The sequence below is a fragment of the Flavobacterium fluviatile genome (assembly GCF_010645065.1).
In the GTDB taxonomy this organism is placed as follows: domain Bacteria; phylum Bacteroidota; class Bacteroidia; order Flavobacteriales; family Flavobacteriaceae; genus Flavobacterium; species Flavobacterium fluviatile.
Genome location: NZ_JAADZW010000002.1, coordinates 139,306 through 156,867, shown reverse-complemented (window position 1 = coordinate 156,867; position 17,562 = coordinate 139,306). Strand labels below are relative to the sequence as shown.

14 protein-coding genes are annotated in these 17,562 nt (G+C 35.7%); 4 read left to right on the top strand and 10 right to left on the bottom strand.

All coding sequences use genetic code 11. The features are described 5' to 3' along the window. Positions 1-144 precede the first annotated feature (144 nt). Together GXM17_RS03965 and GXM17_RS03960 are read right to left on the bottom strand one after the other, a co-directional pair. Positions 145-588 (bottom strand): nucleoside deaminase, encoded by a 444-nt coding sequence (locus GXM17_RS03965; protein ID WP_163397998.1) that lies wholly within the window; start codon positions 586-588, stop codon positions 145-147. Positions 589-658: 70 nt separating this feature from the next. Then, positions 659-1,798 (bottom strand): Fic family protein, encoded by a 1,140-nt coding sequence (locus GXM17_RS03960; RefSeq protein WP_244307336.1) that lies wholly within the window; start codon positions 1,796-1,798, stop codon positions 659-661. 219 nt (positions 1,799-2,017) lie between these two features. Between GXM17_RS03960 and GXM17_RS21640 the strand changes: the two genes are divergently transcribed. From GXM17_RS21640 to GXM17_RS03945, 3 genes are read left to right on the top strand one after another with little or no spacing between them, the layout of a single operon-like run. Continuing rightward, on the top strand, positions 2,018-2,620 hold the full coding sequence (locus GXM17_RS21640) for a hypothetical protein (protein ID WP_208796411.1): 603 nt from the start codon (positions 2,018-2,020) through the stop codon (positions 2,618-2,620). Positions 2,621-2,674: 54 nt separating this feature from the next. Next, complete coding sequence (locus tag GXM17_RS03950; protein ID WP_163397997.1) at positions 2,675-4,465, top strand: 1-deoxy-D-xylulose-5-phosphate synthase; 1,791 nt, start codon at positions 2,675-2,677, stop codon at positions 4,463-4,465. Between the two features lie 37 nt (positions 4,466-4,502). After that, positions 4,503-5,501, top strand: a complete 999-nt coding sequence (locus GXM17_RS03945) for a DUF3078 domain-containing protein (RefSeq protein ID WP_163397996.1) — start codon at positions 4,503-4,505, stop codon at positions 5,499-5,501. Between the two features lie 4 nt (positions 5,502-5,505). On the opposite strand, the gene GXM17_RS03940 is transcribed toward GXM17_RS03945, so the two are convergent. Further along, positions 5,506-6,852, bottom strand: coding sequence for a deoxyguanosinetriphosphate triphosphohydrolase (locus GXM17_RS03940; RefSeq protein WP_163397995.1), 1,347 nt, complete (start codon positions 6,850-6,852; stop codon positions 5,506-5,508). A 346-nt stretch (positions 6,853-7,198) separates the two neighbouring features. After that, entirely contained in the window at positions 7,199-7,783 is a 585-nt protein-coding gene (locus GXM17_RS03935; protein WP_163397994.1) for an outer membrane beta-barrel protein, read from the bottom strand. Between the two features lie 136 nt (positions 7,784-7,919). Between GXM17_RS03935 and gldA the strand changes: the two genes are divergently transcribed. Next, positions 7,920-8,816, top strand: a complete 897-nt coding sequence (gene gldA / locus GXM17_RS03930; RefSeq protein ID WP_163397993.1) for a gliding motility-associated ABC transporter ATP-binding subunit GldA — start codon at positions 7,920-7,922, stop codon at positions 8,814-8,816. A 65-nt stretch (positions 8,817-8,881) separates the two neighbouring features. Here gldA and GXM17_RS03925 read toward each other — a convergent pair whose 3' ends face one another. The 6 genes from GXM17_RS03925 to GXM17_RS03900 all read right to left on the bottom strand — a co-directional run bounded on the left by GXM17_RS03925 (position 8,882) and on the right by GXM17_RS03900 (position 17,359). Further along, entirely contained in the window at positions 8,882-9,733 is an 852-nt protein-coding gene (locus GXM17_RS03925) for an alpha/beta hydrolase (RefSeq protein ID WP_163397992.1), read from the bottom strand. A gap of 317 nt (positions 9,734-10,050) precedes the next feature. Then, complete coding sequence (locus GXM17_RS03920) at positions 10,051-11,454, bottom strand: pyridoxal phosphate-dependent decarboxylase family protein (protein WP_163397991.1); 1,404 nt, start codon at positions 11,452-11,454, stop codon at positions 10,051-10,053. Positions 11,455-11,529: 75 nt separating this feature from the next. Continuing rightward, complete coding sequence (locus tag GXM17_RS03915; protein WP_163397990.1) at positions 11,530-12,183, bottom strand: class I SAM-dependent methyltransferase; 654 nt, start codon at positions 12,181-12,183, stop codon at positions 11,530-11,532. A 184-nt stretch (positions 12,184-12,367) separates the two neighbouring features. Then, complete coding sequence (gene metF, locus GXM17_RS03910) at positions 12,368-13,324, bottom strand: methylenetetrahydrofolate reductase [NAD(P)H] (protein ID WP_163397989.1); 957 nt, start codon at positions 13,322-13,324, stop codon at positions 12,368-12,370. A gap of 119 nt (positions 13,325-13,443) precedes the next feature. Continuing rightward, on the bottom strand, positions 13,444-16,119 hold the full coding sequence (gene metH / locus GXM17_RS03905; protein ID WP_163397988.1) for a methionine synthase: 2,676 nt from the start codon (positions 16,117-16,119) through the stop codon (positions 13,444-13,446). A 241-nt stretch (positions 16,120-16,360) separates the two neighbouring features. After that, positions 16,361-17,359 carry a PDDEXK nuclease domain-containing protein gene (locus tag GXM17_RS03900; RefSeq protein ID WP_163397987.1) on the bottom strand — a complete coding sequence of 333 codons (999 nt, stop codon included), beginning with the start codon at positions 17,357-17,359 and terminating at the stop codon, positions 16,361-16,363. Between the last annotated feature and the right edge of the window lie 203 nt (positions 17,360-17,562).

Sequence of the window (17,562 nt, the reverse complement as noted above, 5' to 3'; positions counted from 1 at the left end):
ATAATTATTTAAATTTTAGAGGCTTATAAGCTTCTGTAGAGGCATCAGGAGCTGTTTCCAGCTGTCCGCTATATCTTTTTCCTGCTAAAGAAGCAAGAAAAAGGATGCCGCTTCCATCTGGGCTAGTGCTCCGGTTTTCATAAGCTATTTACGCCTCTCCAGAAAAAAACGCTTCATTAAATCAGCCGCTTCATGGGCCATAACTCCGGAAACAACTGTAGTTTTGGGATGCAGTTTGGTTCCCATATTCATAAATCCGCGTTGTTCGTCACGGGCGCCAAAAACAATTTTCGAAATCTGGCTCCAGTACAAAGCACCGGCACACATCTGACACGGTTCTAAAGTAACATACAGCGTGCAGTCTTTTAAATATTTTCCACCCAGAAAATTTGCAGCTGCGGTTATCGACTGCATTTCGGCATGAGCTGTGACATCATTTAACAATTCGGTTAAATTATGACTGCTTGCGATGACTTTATCAGCCACGACAATAACAGCACCAACAGGAATTTCGCCTTTATTATAAGCTATTTCAGCTTCCTGTAAAGCTTTCTTCATAAAATATTCGTCGGTGAAGGGATTTATCATAACTACAAAAATACATTTTTGAAATAATATTTTATTAGTTAATGGTGCGAAGGATAACAAACCCTCAACTTTACATAGTTTCTTCAACTAAGTTCAGTTCATAAGATCTGTTTCTGCCCTCTCCTTTAGGTTTTAAAATCTTCTTTCCTGTCAAATCCTGCAAATCTCTTGTAGCGGTTGCTCTTGATGTTTTAGTAATTGAAACATATTTTATGGCAGTCATTCCTCCTTCAAAACCCGAAACACCATTTTCGAACATTTTCAAAACCGCCTTTATTTGTCTTTGATTCATTTGGTTCTTAAACCGATCAATAAATCTAGTTTTGTTTAATGTAAAAAGGACAGTTTGTTTAGCTTTTCTTTGAGATTCTAAAATCAAAGTAGAGAAGTAAAAAATCCAATCTGTAATTTCAAGGGTTTTCTGGGCTTGTTTTAAAGATTGATAGTATTTTTTTTTGTTCTGTTCTATAGTACTTGAAATACTCATTAAAACTGGTCGATTTAAAGATTCAGCAAGACATTTCTCTGCAATTGCTCTTCCAATTCTTCCATTCCCATCTTCAAAAGGATGAATACTCTCAAAATACAAATGAGAAATAGAAGTTTTAATAAGTGCTTTTTTTACATCGTTTGTTTGTACCTCGAAATCATGGTACCATTTAATAAATTTTTTCATTTCAACTGAAACCTGATTTGATGGCGGTGCTTCAAAATGAATAATTTCTTTACCATAGGAACCTGAAACAATTTGCATTGGTTCATCTCCCACTCTATATTGGCCTGAATTAACCCTTTTTGAATATTCCATAAGAATATCGTGCCATTGCTTTATCATTATTTCAGTCAATTGTTCTGAATAAGAGTTACGAACTGTTACCATCAACTTTCCAACACTTTGAGCATTTTTATCTCTTATATAGTCAAAATTGTTACCAATACCTAAGTTTTTCTTAATAGATGACATTATATCTTGCCGACTATAATATTCCCCTTCAATTTCAGAAGTTTTGATAGCTTCTGAAATCATAAATTGTAAAATAGCTTCTTGTTTAATTATATTGGGTAAGGAATCAACAAGACCTTTTACCTCTCCTGTTTCAAATGCAAAATCAATACACAATGAATCTATAACTGAATCATCATATACAAAATTTTGCCAGTCTTTTAGTTGCCAATTATATTTCATGAGGCAATTAATAAAATTAATCAACTCAAATATACTGATTTTCTGAGGCAATTAATGAAAATATTTACCTCATTTTTTAGAAAAAGTTTTACTAATTATTTTTTACTATTTTTAAATCCTGAAATTCAGGCAGGAAATAACATTAATATTAAAACCTTGACGATTACTATTCAATTCCCAAATCGCATTTTGTACAAGTATTTACATAAATGTAAAGTATGTTTATTCGTTTTATTTCTTTTCATGGGAAGAACTTTATTTAGTTGTACAGATAAAGAGACTAATAAAAAACAAAATAACGAAATTGAAATTGCTGATACAGAAAAAGATAAAATCAACACATCAGAACAGACTCCTCACTCTTCTCAATTATCAGAAGAAGATAACCAGGAACATACTGAAAAAAATATCGAAATCACTAATGAAAAAGTTATTTCATCACCAAAAAAAGCAATTCAGATAGAATCTGTAAAACAAGAAGAAAACATTACTAATCCTGAAAAAGACATAAAAAGCAGTGCTTCAAAAAAGGAGAATGTAGTCAAACCCGAAGTTCCTCTCAACAAAAATGCAGAATTCCCAGGCGGTATTGATCAGTTTCATAGCTTTTTTATGAAAGAATATAAAAAACCGGAAGGTGTAAGTTACTGGAAACTTAATTTCACACTTGCATTTGCTGTAGAAAAAAACGGCACAGTTTCATTTCTTGAATGTTCGCCGGCAGTTGAAGAGCCTCTTGAAAAGGAAATCATCAGGGTTTTGAATTTGTGTCCGAAATGGCAGCCCGGCGAATCGAACGGCAAAAAAATCAGAATGCAATATTCGGTTCCTGTTTTATTGAAATAAGACTCTCCCAAAAAAATTAAATTTAAAACCGTAAATTTGCTTTTTACCTTTACAATGAAAAGCGATTTACTTTCGAACATATACAATCCCTCCGATTTACGTCTTTTAAAAGAAGAACAGCTTGCTCAGGTCGCTCATGAATTACGTCAGTTTATTATAGATGTGGTTTCTGTAAAAGAAGGACATCTTGGTGCCAGTCTGGGCGTGGTCGAATTAACGATTGCATTGCATTATGTTTTTAATACCCCCGAAGATTTATTAGTTTGGGATGTGGGCCATCAGGCCTACGGACATAAGATTTTGACCGAAAGAAGAGAAAACTTTCACACCAACAGACAACTTGGAGGCGTTTCAGGTTTTCCAAAAAGAGACGAGAGTATTTATGATGCGTTTGGTGTTGGGCACTCCTCAACTTCAATCTCAGCGGTGCTTGGAATGGCGATTGCTTCTAAACTAAAAGGTGATTTTGACAAAGAACACATTGCCGTTATTGGAGATGCTTCCATAGCAAGCGGAATGGCGTTTGAAGGCTTAAACCATGCCGGCGTTACCGATGCTAATATTCTGGTAATCCTTAACGATAATGCCATCGGAATCGACCCAAGCGTAGGCGCTTTAAAAAAATATTTGACAGCGGTTAAAAACGGGAAAAATCCGAAGCAGAATAATATCATTAAATCTTTAAATTTTGACTACTCAGGTCCAATCGACGGGCATGATATCCAATTATTAATCAAAGAATTAAATCGCCTGAAAAAGATAAAAGGGCCAAAGTTTCTTCATATTGTTACCACAAAAGGAAAAGGGCTGCAGCAGGCTGAACAAAATCAGGTAAAATACCATGCTCCCGGAAAATTTGATCCTTCAACCGGTGAAATTCATTTAAAGTCGGAAGAAAATCTGCCTCCAAAATATCAGGATGTTTTTGGATTGACTATTTTAGATTTAGCCAGAAACAACGAAAAAATCATTGGAATAACTCCGGCAATGCCATCCGGAAGTTCTTTAAAGTTTATGATGGATGAAATTCCGGAACGTGCCTTTGACGTTGGAATTGCAGAACAGCATGCCGTTACGCTCGCAGCAGGAATGGCAACTCAGGGCATGATTGTCTATTGCAATATTTATTCGACTTTTTTGCAGCGCGCTTATGACCAGGTAATTCATGACGTGGCTTTGCAAAATTTACCGGTTATTTTTTGTCTGGACAGAGCCGGTCTGGTTGGTGAAGATGGTGCAACGCATCATGGTGTCTTTGATATTGCATACCTGCGCACTGTTCCAAATATGATTCTTTATGCACCAATCAATGAAATTGCGCTTCAGAATATTTTATATACTGTGCAATTAGGTTCTCTGAAACATCCCATTGCCATTCGATACCCTCGTGGCCGTGGCGTTTTACCAAAATGGCAATCAGAAAATTACCGGAATTATGAAAAGATAATGTTCGGAAAGGGAAATTGCTTAAAACCCGGGACAAAAACAGCAGTTTTATCTACCGGCTCGATTGGAAATAATGTAATTGCTGCTTTAAATGAATTAAAAAATCCTAAAACCATTGCTCATTACGATTTCCCTTTCATAAAACCTTTAGACAATGATTTGTTAAACAAAATCTTAACCTCTTTCGGCCATATCATCACCATCGAAGACGCCTCAAAAATTGGTGGTTTTGGAAGTGCTGTTTTAGAATATGCAACAGCAAATAATTTTTCAGCAAAAATAGAAATTTTAGGTGTTCAGGATACTTTTATTGAACATGGCACAGTAATTGAGCAACAACAATTTTCCAAAATTGACGTTAAAAGCTTAGTAAATCTTTTTTCAAACATTGAAAAATAGTATTTTGCAGCGCCGAAAAAAATCAAAAGTTTATCTGATGAAATTATTACGACCGACCCTGTTTTTATTCCTTTTTATATTTGCAACAAACAGTTTTGCCCAGATTATCCAGACAACCTTAGACCCTAAACAAGCGCCGCCTGTTCCTTCAAACTGGGCTAAAAAAAACAAACTTGGTTTTGATATTTCAGAAATAGCTTTTGTCAATTGGAGTGCAGGGGGAACCAGTTCAATTTCAGGACTTTTTAAGGGTGAATTTACCAGAACATATAATAAAAACAATCATAAATGGTTTAATGAACTGATTGTAAAATACGGTATGAATAAACAGGACGGTACCGAATTGAGAAAAACAGATGATGCTATTCAGTTTAACTCCACTTATGGTTATAGAAGAGATACGCTTTCTAATTGGTTCTACTCTGCAAAATTCAATTTCAATACCCAATTTACCAACGGTTATAAATATCCAAACAGGGATGTTGCTATCTCTAAACCTTTTGCTCCCGCTTATATCTTCCTGGGAGCCGGAGCTGAGAATTCAGACAAGAAAAAAAACAGAACTTTTTATTTCTCTCCAATCACCTTAAAAACGACTTTGGTATTAGATCAGGATTTAGCGAATCAGGGAGCTTTTGGTGTTAAAAAAGCAGTTTATGCTACTGACCCTCTTGATCCTGAGAACGAAATTTTAATTGAAGACGGTCAAAAAGTAAAGGCTGAATTTGGTATCCTTTTTACCGGATACATGAAAAATGAGATTTACAAAAACATTTTTTATGAAAACCGACTAACTTTATATACAGATTATTTAAATAGGTTTGGAAATGTAGATGTGGATTACGATACCCGTCTGGATCTTGTAGTGAACGCTTATGTAAAAGCAAACATTGGTGTTCACATTATTTATGATGATGATATCAAAACAAAAAAAGAAGTTGTTGATCCTGTTTCAGGTTCAAAATCACAGGTAGATGACGGACCAAGAACCCAGCTAAGACAAGTTCTGGGCGTTGGTCTTGTGTATGCTTTTTAACTCATTAATTGTTTTTTCTGCCATTAATCATTTCATATAATTCTAACGCATTGCCATCTGTTAAAAGAGAAACGTAGTGACAAATATGAAGCAGACGCTCGTATAAATTGCCTTTTTCCAAATGGTGTTTTTCAGGAAGCATTTTCAGAATCAGTTTATCGTAATTTGAAGCAGTACCTTCGTATTTGTTGTTAAAAGCGGTTATAAATTTATCCAGTAACGTCTGGATTATTTGATATCCTACAATTTCTTTTTCGATAACTTCACGGCTCTGATAGATTTTTTCAACACTCAGTTTGATAATATCATCCATCTGTGCCTTGTATTTGCTTTTATCTGTTAAGGCAAAAGGGAAATTCCCTGCCAGAATTGCTTCTTCATTTTCTATAAAAACATCTACAGCGTCATTGATCAAAGCGCCAATCGCGAGAGCACGCAGATAACTGATTCGGTCTTCTTTTGTTTCCAGTAATTTGTATTTCGCTACACCAATATTATCTTTTACCAGTTTGATCAGATATTCTAAAGCGTAATCTTCAGAAACCAAACCTAAATTAATACCGTCTTCAAAGTCGATTATGGTATAGCAAATATCATCTGCAGCTTCAACCAGATAAGCTAAAGGATGTCTTTCAAAACCAATATCGCCATTTTCTTTATTAGGAATCATACCCATATCGTGAGCAATTTCCTGAAAAAATAACTTATCCGACTGAAAGAAACCGTATTTTTTATCCGCAATATTGTTTGTTGGCTTTTTAGGAAGGCTTTCTTTCGGGTATTTCATAAAAGCGCCCAAAGTTGCGTAAGATATTCTTAATCCTCCGTCGATTCCGGGACGGCTTCCTGTTAAAACAGAAAAACCATTGGCATTTCCCTCAAAATCAATCAGATCCTGCCATTGTTTAGCCGTAAGTTTGTCTTTGTATTTTAATCCTTTTCCGCTCGAAAAATATTCACCAATGGCTTTTTCACCAGAGTGCCCAAAAGGCGGATTTCCGATATCATGCGCCAATGAAGCCGCAGCCACAATAGCGCCGAAATCATTCATGTGATAACCGTGAACCTCTTTTAGATAAGGGTATTTTTCAATGATTTTTTTCCCAACTAAACGCCCTAAAGATCTTCCTACGACGGAAACTTCCAGACTGTGTGTTAAACGTGTGTGCACAAAATCTGTTTTAGAAAGCGGAATCACCTGGGTTTTATCCTGCAAAGACCGAAATGCCGACGAAAAGATGATTCGGTCATAATCGACCTCAAAACCTAAACGTGTGTCATCTTGTTCTATACGTAATCTTTTGTTTGTGTCGCCTTGTTTCTTAAGAGATAAAAGTTGTTCCCAGTTCATTTTTCTATTTTAGATTGTAGGTTATTGATTTTAGACTGAAGATCTAAAATTCAAAAATACGTTATTTTACATTTTTTCACCTTATATCAGCTGACGAAATATAAAATTCTATAGTTGTGATTGCCTGTTTCGCTTATCTGGCATTATTTTTCTTAGAAGCAGAAACGATTGTTTTCAAAACAGCCTTTTGTCCCGCTATCCATTCTATCTCTTGTGGCGAACCCCGCCACAACAGGATGCCATTTCTATCGGGGCTAACATGAAATAGTAGATTTCATAAGGTTTCGGACAAAAAAAAAGCACCCCAACCGGAGTGCTTTCTGAAATTGAATATATAAAACTACGATTAGAAGTTTTTAGAAACTCCAATATTAATTGTTTGTCCAAAATTGAAGTAAAATCTACTGTAATCAGGACCATTATTATCGTAACTTAATGTTTCGTACCCTAAACCTCCAATATTAAAGTTTAAGCCGAAACCTTTTTTCATGTTGATGAAAAGAGCAGGAGTTACACCTACGTACATACCGTCTGCTTTATACTTTGAAGTAAGATTTCCATTATTGTACTCTTTTTCTTTTTGGTTCTGGAAACCAAGACCGAAATCAGCAAAAGCAGAGAATGTCTGATTCAAAGGCACTGTGTAACGTAAAAATGCCCCTAATTTAAAATTGTTGAATTTAGTTTCATCTCCACCGCCAAAATCCTCTTTTGAAGAACCAACAGTAAACTCACCTCCAACAGTCCAGTTGTCATTAAACTGGTAACCAACTCTAGGAGAAAAACTAAATTCATTCGTTTTCTCTTCGCCAAACTGATATTCATATTTCTCAGACTCGTAAGAGATGTTTCCACCTACTAAAATTGTTCCTTTTTGAGCGTTTGCAAAACTGCAGATAGCCAAAGCTGCCATCACTAAAATTTTTTTCATGATTTGGGTTTTATTTAAATTTTCAATCCTTTAGACAAAAACAATGCCGTTGTAAGCATCACTTTTAATTTCTTTTAAAAGACAAAATGTAGCAAACAAGACTATTTCTGTTTACTTTTGTAACAAATAAAAAGTCATGTCGATAGAAGTAAACAGCATATCAAAAAGTTACGGAGAGCAAAAAGCTTTAGATGAAATTTCTTTTAAAATTGAGAAAGGGGAAATCGTAGGATTTCTGGGACCAAACGGTGCCGGAAAATCTACTTTAATGAAAATTTTGACGACATATTTACTTGCAGATAGTGGATCAGCCCTTGTAAATAGTCATGATGTCATGACAAACACCAAAGAGGTGCAGCGTTCCATTGGCTATCTGCCTGAACACAATCCGTTATATTTGGATTTGTATGTTCGTGAATATTTGGCTTTTAACGCTGATGTCTATAAAGTGAATAAATCCAGAATCGAAGAAGTAATTCAACTGACAGGACTGACAGCGGAAAGCCATAAAAAAATAAATCAGTTATCTAAAGGATACCGTCAGCGTGTAGGACTTGCCAACGCCTTATTACACAATCCTGATGTATTAATTCTGGATGAACCAACTACCGGACTGGATCCGAATCAGTTAATCGAAATCCGTAATGTAATTAAAAATGTGGGTAAAGATAAAACTGTTTTTTTATCAACACACATCATGCAGGAAGTCGAAGCCATTTGCGATCGTGTCATAATCATTGACAAAGGGAAAATTGTGGCAGACAAAAAGCTGGACAACTTAATTTCAGCAGACAAAGAACAGGTAATTGAAGTTGAATTTGATTATAAAATTGAAGAACAGGCAATTGCTGCTATTCCGCATTTAAAATCATACAAAAACATCCACGATTGTTTATGGGAACTGACTTTCTTGTCTGACAAGGACATGCGTCCCGCAGTTTTTGATTTTGCACACGATAATGGTTTAAAAACATTACAGCTCAACCAGAAAAATAAAAATCTGGAAGCTGTATTTAGGGAAATTACTAAATAAGATTTTTCGATTTAAGATAAAAAAAAGCCCGTTTTAAAATTTTAAACGGGCTTTCTTTTATAAAATCACTTCACAAAATAATTATTATCTTCAAACCAGTCCGCTAATCGTTGGGACCAGGTTTTTAAGGAATTTGTTTTGGATCTTTTTCCCATATTAAAAGCATGACCACCTTTTGAGTACAAATGCATTTCTACAGGCACATCTGCTTTTCGGTATCCATTAAGCAGCTCAACTATCGGTGCCGAACAGCAGGAATCATCATTTGCCGCTACTAAAAAAGCGGGCGGAGCATCTGCCTTAATCTCTTTCGGAATAAACAAGGGTCCGGGATAAACTAATATTTGAAAATTGGGCTGTGCGTCTAATTTGTCTATTGCATCCGAAGTGTTTTTTAAAACATTATTAGAATTATAAGCAATCATTGCGACAACTTCACCGCCTGCTGAAAATCCCATCGCACCAATCCGGTTAGCATCAATTTTGAATTCGGCTGCTTTGCTTCTTATGACTCTCATCGCTCTTTCGGCGTCCTGCTTGACATGTGTTTCTAATTTATATGGCGAATCTTTTGTTCTGGCTAAACGATATTTTAAAACAAAGGCCGTTATTCCTATACTGTTTAAAAACACAGCCGCATCTTTTCCTTCCGAATTAAAAACGAGGTTTTCATGTCCACCTCCCGGACAAATAAGCACAGCCATACCATTTGGTTTCTCTGGGAAATATGCCGTTATTGATGGATTATGAATGTTTCTGACCCACCAGTCCTGAGCCTGCTCCGGTTCATTCTTAAGATTTTCAAAACCCGGAGCACCATTTTCCCATAATGGAATCTGAAGATCTTTGTTTTGTGATAAAATAACATTTGAAAAAATCAGAAGACACAAACAGAAATTCTTTTTTACAATTTTCATTCTCGATTCATTTACAAATAAATGCTAAATATAAGGCAATCAAAACAATTCGCCCCATACAAATTTGTCATTTACTGATTTAAAATGCATTATCCTTTTTATCCTTCTAGTTTGTAACATATACTATAAAAATTAAATATTTTTCTATTTTTATTTAGATTTATTATAAATAGTTTTATATTTGTAATTATAAATGGTTTTGACATTCTTTGAAACCGATGTCTTTAGTTACTTTTTTTGTTTTTTATTTTTTTTTTGAATAGAAAAGGATCTGTTTTTTTGCAGATCTTTCTTTTATTATAATTGGTTTAAGATGATTAAACATTAGAAAAAACTTCTTTCATTTCTTTTATAACAATGATTATGTCTTCTTCCGTTGTTCTCCAATTTACAAATGAAGCCCGGATTCCTTTTTTATTTTGATAAACAGTTGGTGTCATGAATACTTTTCCGGTGTCATTAAGTTCAGACAAAAACTGAGCTACTTTTTCCTGATTATAGTCGCCTTTTAATGTAAAACATACATTGTTCAAGCGAATTGGCGCCAGAAGCTCAAAAGATTCATCCTCAATAAGAGCATTTCCGAAGTGCAGAGCCAATGTAATGTTATTTTCAACTATATCCCGGAAACCTTCTTTTCCGTATGCCAATAGTGAAAACCAAACAGGCAGAGCCCTTAAACGCCTTGAATTTTCAGGAAGTACATTCAGATAATTAAAATTCTCTAATGGGTTTCCTAAATATGGTGCATTTGAGTTTTGAAAAGTTTCAATCTGCAAAGCTGTATGCTGCTCTTTTATCAAATAAAAAGCACTTTCATAAGGTACATTCAGCCATTTATGACAATCAATTGTAATACTGTCTGCGCCTTCCCAGCCTTTTACCAGATGTTTATATTTATCTGAAACTGCTGCAAAACCTCCAAAAGCAGCATCAATATGCCACCAGAATTTGTACTTTTCTCTTAGTTTTGAAATAGCCACAAAATCATCAAAATCGGCTGTATTTACTGTTGCAGCACTCGAAATTAAAATAAAAGGTTTCCCGCTCAGGTTTTTTATATTTTCCTCTAAATCAGTTACATTAATTGCTTCACGATTTCCTGCCATGGTTTGAATCACGGTATAATTCTGGCTTCCAATTCCCAACATCGATAATGTTTTTATGGAAGAAGAATGTGGTGTAGCAGAAAAAATATTTATGGTTTCTGTTATTCCGTTTTTAGCAAAATCTTTACCCGATTGTTTTCCAAACCATTGTCTCGCAACTCCTAAACAAGTAAAATTTGACATTGTTGCGCCGGTTACAAATCCTCCTAAAAATGATTTTGGCAGCTCTAATAATTGCAAAAGCAGATTAATTGTTTCAAATTCGATTAATGCCGATACGCCTCCCTGCGCTTTTACAGCTTGTGTGTTTTGGTCGTAAATTGAAGTCAGCCAGTCGCCAACAATAGATGCCGGTGTTGAACCACCGGTTACAAAACCCCAATATCTTGGTCCCGAAGAAGCAACCATTAACGGTGCAAGTCTTTCATTAAACTCTTCTAAAGCCGCAAGAGAACCTAAACCTAATTCGTTTAATTCTCTGCTGTGATCGATTGAATTTTTGTTAGAAGTCGGAATATTTTCGAGATTATTCAAAAAGTCGATTCCCTGCTGTTTTGTTTTTTCTAAAATATTTTCAAAATTATTTAAATCGTGTTGAAGTACTGAATTCATTATTAAGTAATTTTAAAAAATTTGACGTATAAAATAGTAAGCAATAAAACAGAATGATTAAAACTGATAAAAATTTTACTTCTCTAAAACAATTGTAGTAAAAGCCCGGTCAACCAATTCGCCTGTTTTGCTTTTTACCTTTTCAGTCTGGCTTTCAGTATAAACAATTTTAAAAACAGTTTTTTCAATTAGTTTTAGTGCTTTTTCTGTACTGTAAAGCTCAAATTCAAATTGTGTAAACGGAAGCGTTTTCATAAAACTTTCCTCAGCAAATGTCAGACAGAAATTTCCATTTGGTTTTAAAACCCTGTAAATTTCTGAAAGCAATTCTTCAGGCTTCTGCCAAAAATAAATAGTATTTACAGTAAATATTTTATCAAAAAAATCATTTTCAAACGGAATCATATTTCCATCATAAACCGAAAAGAAAGCTTGTTTTTGAGAGACAAAATTTCGGTTGATCTTGCGTGCTTCCTGAAACATCAGTTCCGACATTTCAAGTCCGTAATAGTTCAGGTTTTCTCCCTGTTCAAAAAGGAATTCAATATGGCCAGCATTTCCGTGACCTAATTCCAGAATTTTATTTTCTTTTAAAATATTTAGATTTTGAATGGAATGTCTGGTCATATTGATGTTCGTTTCGTTCATCATATTTGCCATTTCGATTCCTTTTTCTCCGGATGGATGTTTTAATTGGGATGCTATTGCCTGTAGTTCTTCTTTTTCCATAATTTTTTAATTATTACAAATTGAAATTAAAATGCCAAATGCCCTAGCCCAGATGGGAGGGAAAATCCTTTTGTGCCGGGGTTCGGCACAAAAGATTGGAAGGAACAGCTGGAAATAGCTCCTGAAGCTTTTTATTCTTTACCAGAAAAAGTAACTTTATTTACTTAATACCTAATGGTTGAAATTAAAAAACCTGGCTGGCAATCTGACGAATATTTTCAGATTTACCCATTGAATAATAGTGTAAAAAAGGAACTCCTGCGGCTTTTAATTCTTTTGACTGCTGGATTGCCCATTCGACTCCTACCTGTTTGATTTCAGCATTATTTTTGCATTTATCTACTTCGTGAATCAAGTCTTCCGGTAAATCGATACGGAAAATCTGAGGCAGAATCTGCATGTGTTTTTGAACAGCAATGGGTTTAATTCCTGGAATAATTGGTACTGTAATGCCCATTTCCCTTGCTTTTTCTACAAAAGCAAAATATTTAGCATTGTCAAAAAACATTTGTGTAACTACGTAATCAGCCCCGGCATCTACTTTTTCTTTTAGTCGTCGCAAATCAGACTGCAAAGAAGGAGACTCCAGATGTTTCTCCGGATAACCTGCAACACCAATACAAAAATCAGCTCTGTTGTCGACATCCATTACTTCATGAAGATATTTTCCGCAGTTCAGATCATTTATTTGTCTAACCAGATCAACAGCATAATGATTACCGCCTTCTTTAGGGACGAAGGACTGTTCGTGTTTCATAGCATCTCCACGAAGCGCCATCACATTATTAATTCCCAGATAGTGACAATCCACTAACACATATTCCGTTTCTTCCTTAGTAAATCCTCCGCAAAGTAAATGCGGCACAGTATCTACATTGTATTTATGCTTTATAGAAGCGCAGATTCCAAGCGTTCCCGGACGCATACGGGTCATTTTTTTGTCTAAAAGTCCGTTACCTCTATCAATGTAAATGTACTCTTCACGAGAGGTTGTTACATCAATAAATGGCGGTTTAAATTCCATCAACGGATCAATATTGTCGTATAATTCCTGAATGCTTTTCCCTTTTTGAGGAGGAATAATTTCAAATGAGAATAATGTTTTTCCTTTGGCGTTTTCTATATGTTCTGTTACTTTCATTATTTGTTTTTTGTTTCAAGTTTGCTTCGCCGATTCGGCTAAAGCCTCGTGTCAGGTTTCAGGTTTCAGGTTGTCTACAGCAACTTGAAACTTTAAACATGAAACTAAAATAACTTTTGTTAGTCTGCTATATTAGGGTTTAACCATTTCATTGCGTAATCAAGCGGTACATTTCGGCGTTTGGCGTAATCTGTTACCTGATCTTCTTTTATTTTTCCGAGTCCGAAATATCTACTTTTTGGATTCCCGAAATAATATCCTGAAACTGATGAAGCCGGCCACATCGCCATACTTTCTGTCAGTGTTACCCCTATTTGTTTTTCAACATCTAAAAGTTTCCAGATTGTTGGTTTTTCCAAGTGATCCGGACAGGCAGGATATCCCGGCGCTGGACGGATTCCTTTATAATTTTCTTTAATTAATTCTTCGTTTGTTAAAGATTCTTCCGAATCGTAGCCCCAGAAATCTTTACGCACTCTTTCGTGAAGATATTCGGCAAAAGCTTCTGCAAAACGATCCGCAAGCGCTTTTACCATAATCGAATTATAATCGTCTAAATCCTTTTCGTATTGCGCTGCCCATTCGTCAACACCAAAACCGGTTGTTACGCAGAAAGCTCCCATATAATCGTCGATTCCGCTGTCTTTTGGCAGAATGAAATCGGCTAAAGCGATATTTGGCGCACCTTTCGTTTTTTGTGACTGCTGACGAAGCGTTAAGAATTTCTCTAAAACTTTTCCGTTTTCATCGCGCAATTCGATATCATCGTCATTTACCTGATTCGCAGGGAAAATTCCGTAAATACCTTTAGCCTGAAGTTTTTTCTCTTCCAAAATTACTTTCAGCATTGCCTGAGCATCATTAAATACAGAAGTTGCCTGTTCACCCACAACCTCATCCGTTAAAATTTTCGGGTATTTTCCATACAATTCCCAAGTTTGGAAGAATGGTGTCCAGTCGATATACGGAACCAAAACATCCAGTTCTACTTCGATGGTTTGTGCGCCAATTACCTTTGGTTTTACCGGAGTGTATTCGCTCCAATCCAATGGTAATTTGTTTTTACGGGCATCTTCAATCGTTAAGAAATTTTTATCTCTTGAACGGTTCAAGAACGTTTCTCTAAACGAATCATATTCTGCACGAATATCGGCAGCATATATTTTTCTATTATGATCTAACAGATTTCCGGCAACGGTAACGGCTCTCGAAGCATCGTTTACGTGAATTACAGTTTCTCTGTACTGAGGTGCAATTTTCACGGCAGTATGCGCACGCGAAGTTGTTGCTCCACCAATCATAATCGGGATTTTAATATCTTGTTTGTCTAATTCCTTGGCCAAATATACCATTTCGTCAAGCGAAGGCGTGATCAGTCCGCTTAAACCAATAATGTCGACATTATGTTCGATAGCCGCCGCAATAATTTTTTCCGGAGGAACCATTACTCCTAAATCTACAATCTCATAATTATTACAGGCCAAAACTACCGAAACGATATTTTTTCCAATATCGTGAACGTCGCCTTTTACAGTCGCCATCAGGATTTTTCCGTTACCTTGTTTATCTCCGGCTTGTTTACTTGCTTCGATAAAAGGCAATAAATACGCAACCGCTTTTTTCATTACACGAGCCGATTTTACAACCTGCGGCAGGAACATTTTTCCGCTTCCGAACAAATCTCCAACCACATTCATTCCGGCCATCAAATTGATTTCGATAACTTCAATTGGTTTTGTTGCCGCCAAACGTGCTTCTTCAACATCTTCTTCGATAAAAGCATCTATTCCTTTTACCAACGAATGTGTAATACGATCCTGAACCGATCCTAAACGCCATTCCTGAACGGCTTTTTCATCGCTTTTTGCTTCGCCTTTTACACTTTCGGCAAAATCTAAAAGTCTTTCTGTTGCGTCGTCTCTTCTATCTAAAATTACGTCTTCAACGTGTTCTAATAAATCTTTCGGGATATCATCATAAATCGTCAGCATCTCCGGATTCACGATTCCCATCGTCATTCCTTCTTTAATGGCATGGTATAAAAATACCGAGTGCATCGCTTCACGAACAACGTCATTTCCTCTAAAAGAAAACGAAACGTTACTTACACCACCGCTAATATGTGCGTGTGGCAAGTTCTCACGAACCCATCTTGTTCCTCTAAAAAAGTCCAATGCATTCAGACGGTGTTCCTCCATTCCTGTTGCAACCGGGAAAATATTCAAATCGAAGATAATATCCTGCGGAGGAAAACCTACTTTGTTTACCAAAATATCGTACGAACGCGCACAAATTTCCACACGACGATCGTAATTATCCGCCTGACCCACTTCGTCAAAAGCCATTACAATTGCCGCCGCTCCGTAACGCTTGATAAGTTTAGCATGTTGAATAAAAGCTTCTTCTCCTTCTTTTAACGAAATCGAGTTTACAACGCTTTTTCCTTGTACTACTTTAAGACCTGCTTCGATGATTTCCCATTTCGAACTGTCGATCATAATTGGCACTCTCGAAATATCCGGTTCTGCAGCAATCAAGTTTAAGAATTTGGTCATGGCATTTACGCCATCCAACATTCCTTCATCCATATTGATATCGATGATTTGCGCTCCTCCTTCTACCTGCTGTCTTGCAATATCAAGTGCCTCATCATATTTCTCTTCCTTGATTAATCGAAGGAATTTTCGCGAACCCGTTACATTCGTACGCTCACCAACGTTTACAAAAACACTTTCCGGCGTAATAATCAAAGGTTCTAATCCTGATAATACAAGGTCTCTTCTTTTTTCTGTCATTTCTTTTTAAAGTTACTGAGATTCTAAGATGCTTAGATTCTGAGTTTTTTTTATTCTTATTTCTTTCCTGCAAGATTTTAAAAACCTTGTAGTTATTTATGTTTAATATTTTGGGCGTGTCCCTCCGGGTCGGGCTATCCGTTACAAGTCCTCGACCAATTTCGTTATCACTGCATTGGTCTGTGGGCTTTTCACTTCTATCCCTCACGCAAACTTGGTTTCAAAATAAAATTACTTTTTCTTATTCTAACAATTTATCCAATTGATTTTGAAGCGTTTTTTTATCCGGCAAATACAATTGATATTTACTCAGCAAAACTTTATTTGTAATACTATCTGTTGCATATTCAACCAAAATATGATTTTTATGAGCACCTAAAACAATTCCAATCGGTTCATTATCTCCTTCTGTTGCTTCTTCTTTTTTAAAATAATTCAAATACAAATTCATCTGACCAATATCCTGGTGATCAATTTCGCCTCTTTTCAAATCAACCAAAACAAAACATTTTAATATTCGGTGATAAAAAAGCAAATCCAGATAAAAATGTTTTCCTCCAATACTCATTCGATATTGTCTGCCTATAAAAGCAAAACCTTTTCCCATTTCCATAATGAACTGCTGTAAATTTGAAATAATTTTCTCTTCCAGTTCATTTTCTAAATATTGATATTGTTCCGGAATATTTAAAAAGTCCAGCACAAATGGGTCTTTAATCAAATCTTCTGCATTTTCTACAATATGACCTTCTTTAGCCAATCTCAAAACGCCTTCTTTGTCTTTGCTCAAAGCTAACCTTTCAAACAATGAACTCTTCATTTGACGTTTTAATTCTCTTACACTCCAACGTTCATTCTGGCATTGTTTAACATAAAAACTAATTTCTAAGTCCGAGTTAGCTTTTAAAATTTCAAAATAATGACTCCAAGTCAATACGTGAGACAGTGTCTCACTTATTGGAAACGATAGATATAACTTACGCATGTATAAAAGATTAGATCTACTAAACCCTTTACCATAGGCTAGTACCAAATCCTTTGAAAGCCTTTCAAATAATTGACTTCCATATTCAGCTTTTTCATTTCCTTTTTGCTCAAACTCTACAATGTGCTGACCTACGTACCAATAAGTCTGCACCATAATAGTATTAACCGATTGCACAGCTTGCTGTCTGCCATTTTGCAACAAGGTGCCAATTTTATCGATAAGTTCGCTATATGTTTTCTTTTCCAAGTTCATATTTGCTATTCTTTATTTTGCAAAGTTTTACTTTTTTGACTTTTACAATTTTATTTTTGGCGTGTCCCTCGGCCGGGCTATCAGTTACAAGTCCTCGACCAATTTCGTTATCACTGCATTGGTCTGCGGGCTTTTCACTTCTATCCCTCACACAAACTCGGTTTCATAAAAAATTTATGATCCTATGGGATTTTAATTGTATT

Coding starts and splice junctions, on each gene's coding strand:
- GXM17_RS03965 (WP_163397998.1), bottom strand. CDS start 588: ATGATAAATCCCTTCACCGACGAATATTTTATGAAGAAAGCTTTACAG.
- GXM17_RS21640 (WP_208796411.1), top strand. CDS start 2,018: ATGGGAAGAACTTTATTTAGTTGTACAGATAAAGAGACTAATAAAAAA.
- GXM17_RS03950 (WP_163397997.1), top strand. CDS start 2,675: ATGAAAAGCGATTTACTTTCGAACATATACAATCCCTCCGATTTACGT.
- GXM17_RS03945 (WP_163397996.1), top strand. CDS start 4,503: ATGAAATTATTACGACCGACCCTGTTTTTATTCCTTTTTATATTTGCA.
- GXM17_RS03940 (WP_163397995.1), bottom strand. CDS start 6,852: ATGAACTGGGAACAACTTTTATCTCTTAAGAAACAAGGCGACACAAAC.
- GXM17_RS03935 (WP_163397994.1), bottom strand. CDS start 7,783: ATGAAAAAAATTTTAGTGATGGCAGCTTTGGCTATCTGCAGTTTTGCA.
- gldA (WP_163397993.1), top strand. CDS start 7,920: ATGTCGATAGAAGTAAACAGCATATCAAAAAGTTACGGAGAGCAAAAA.
- GXM17_RS03925 (WP_163397992.1), bottom strand. CDS start 9,733: ATGAAAATTGTAAAAAAGAATTTCTGTTTGTGTCTTCTGATTTTTTCA.
- GXM17_RS03920 (WP_163397991.1), bottom strand. CDS start 11,454: ATGAATTCAGTACTTCAACACGATTTAAATAATTTTGAAAATATTTTA.
- GXM17_RS03915 (WP_163397990.1), bottom strand. CDS start 12,183: ATGGAAAAAGAAGAACTACAGGCAATAGCATCCCAATTAAAACATCCA.
- metF (WP_163397989.1), bottom strand. CDS start 13,324: ATGAAAGTAACAGAACATATAGAAAACGCCAAAGGAAAAACATTATTC.
- metH (WP_163397988.1), bottom strand. CDS start 16,119: ATGACAGAAAAAAGAAGAGACCTTGTATTATCAGGATTAGAACCTTTG.
- GXM17_RS03900 (WP_163397987.1), bottom strand. CDS start 17,359: ATGAACTTGGAAAAGAAAACATATAGCGAACTTATCGATAAAATTGGC.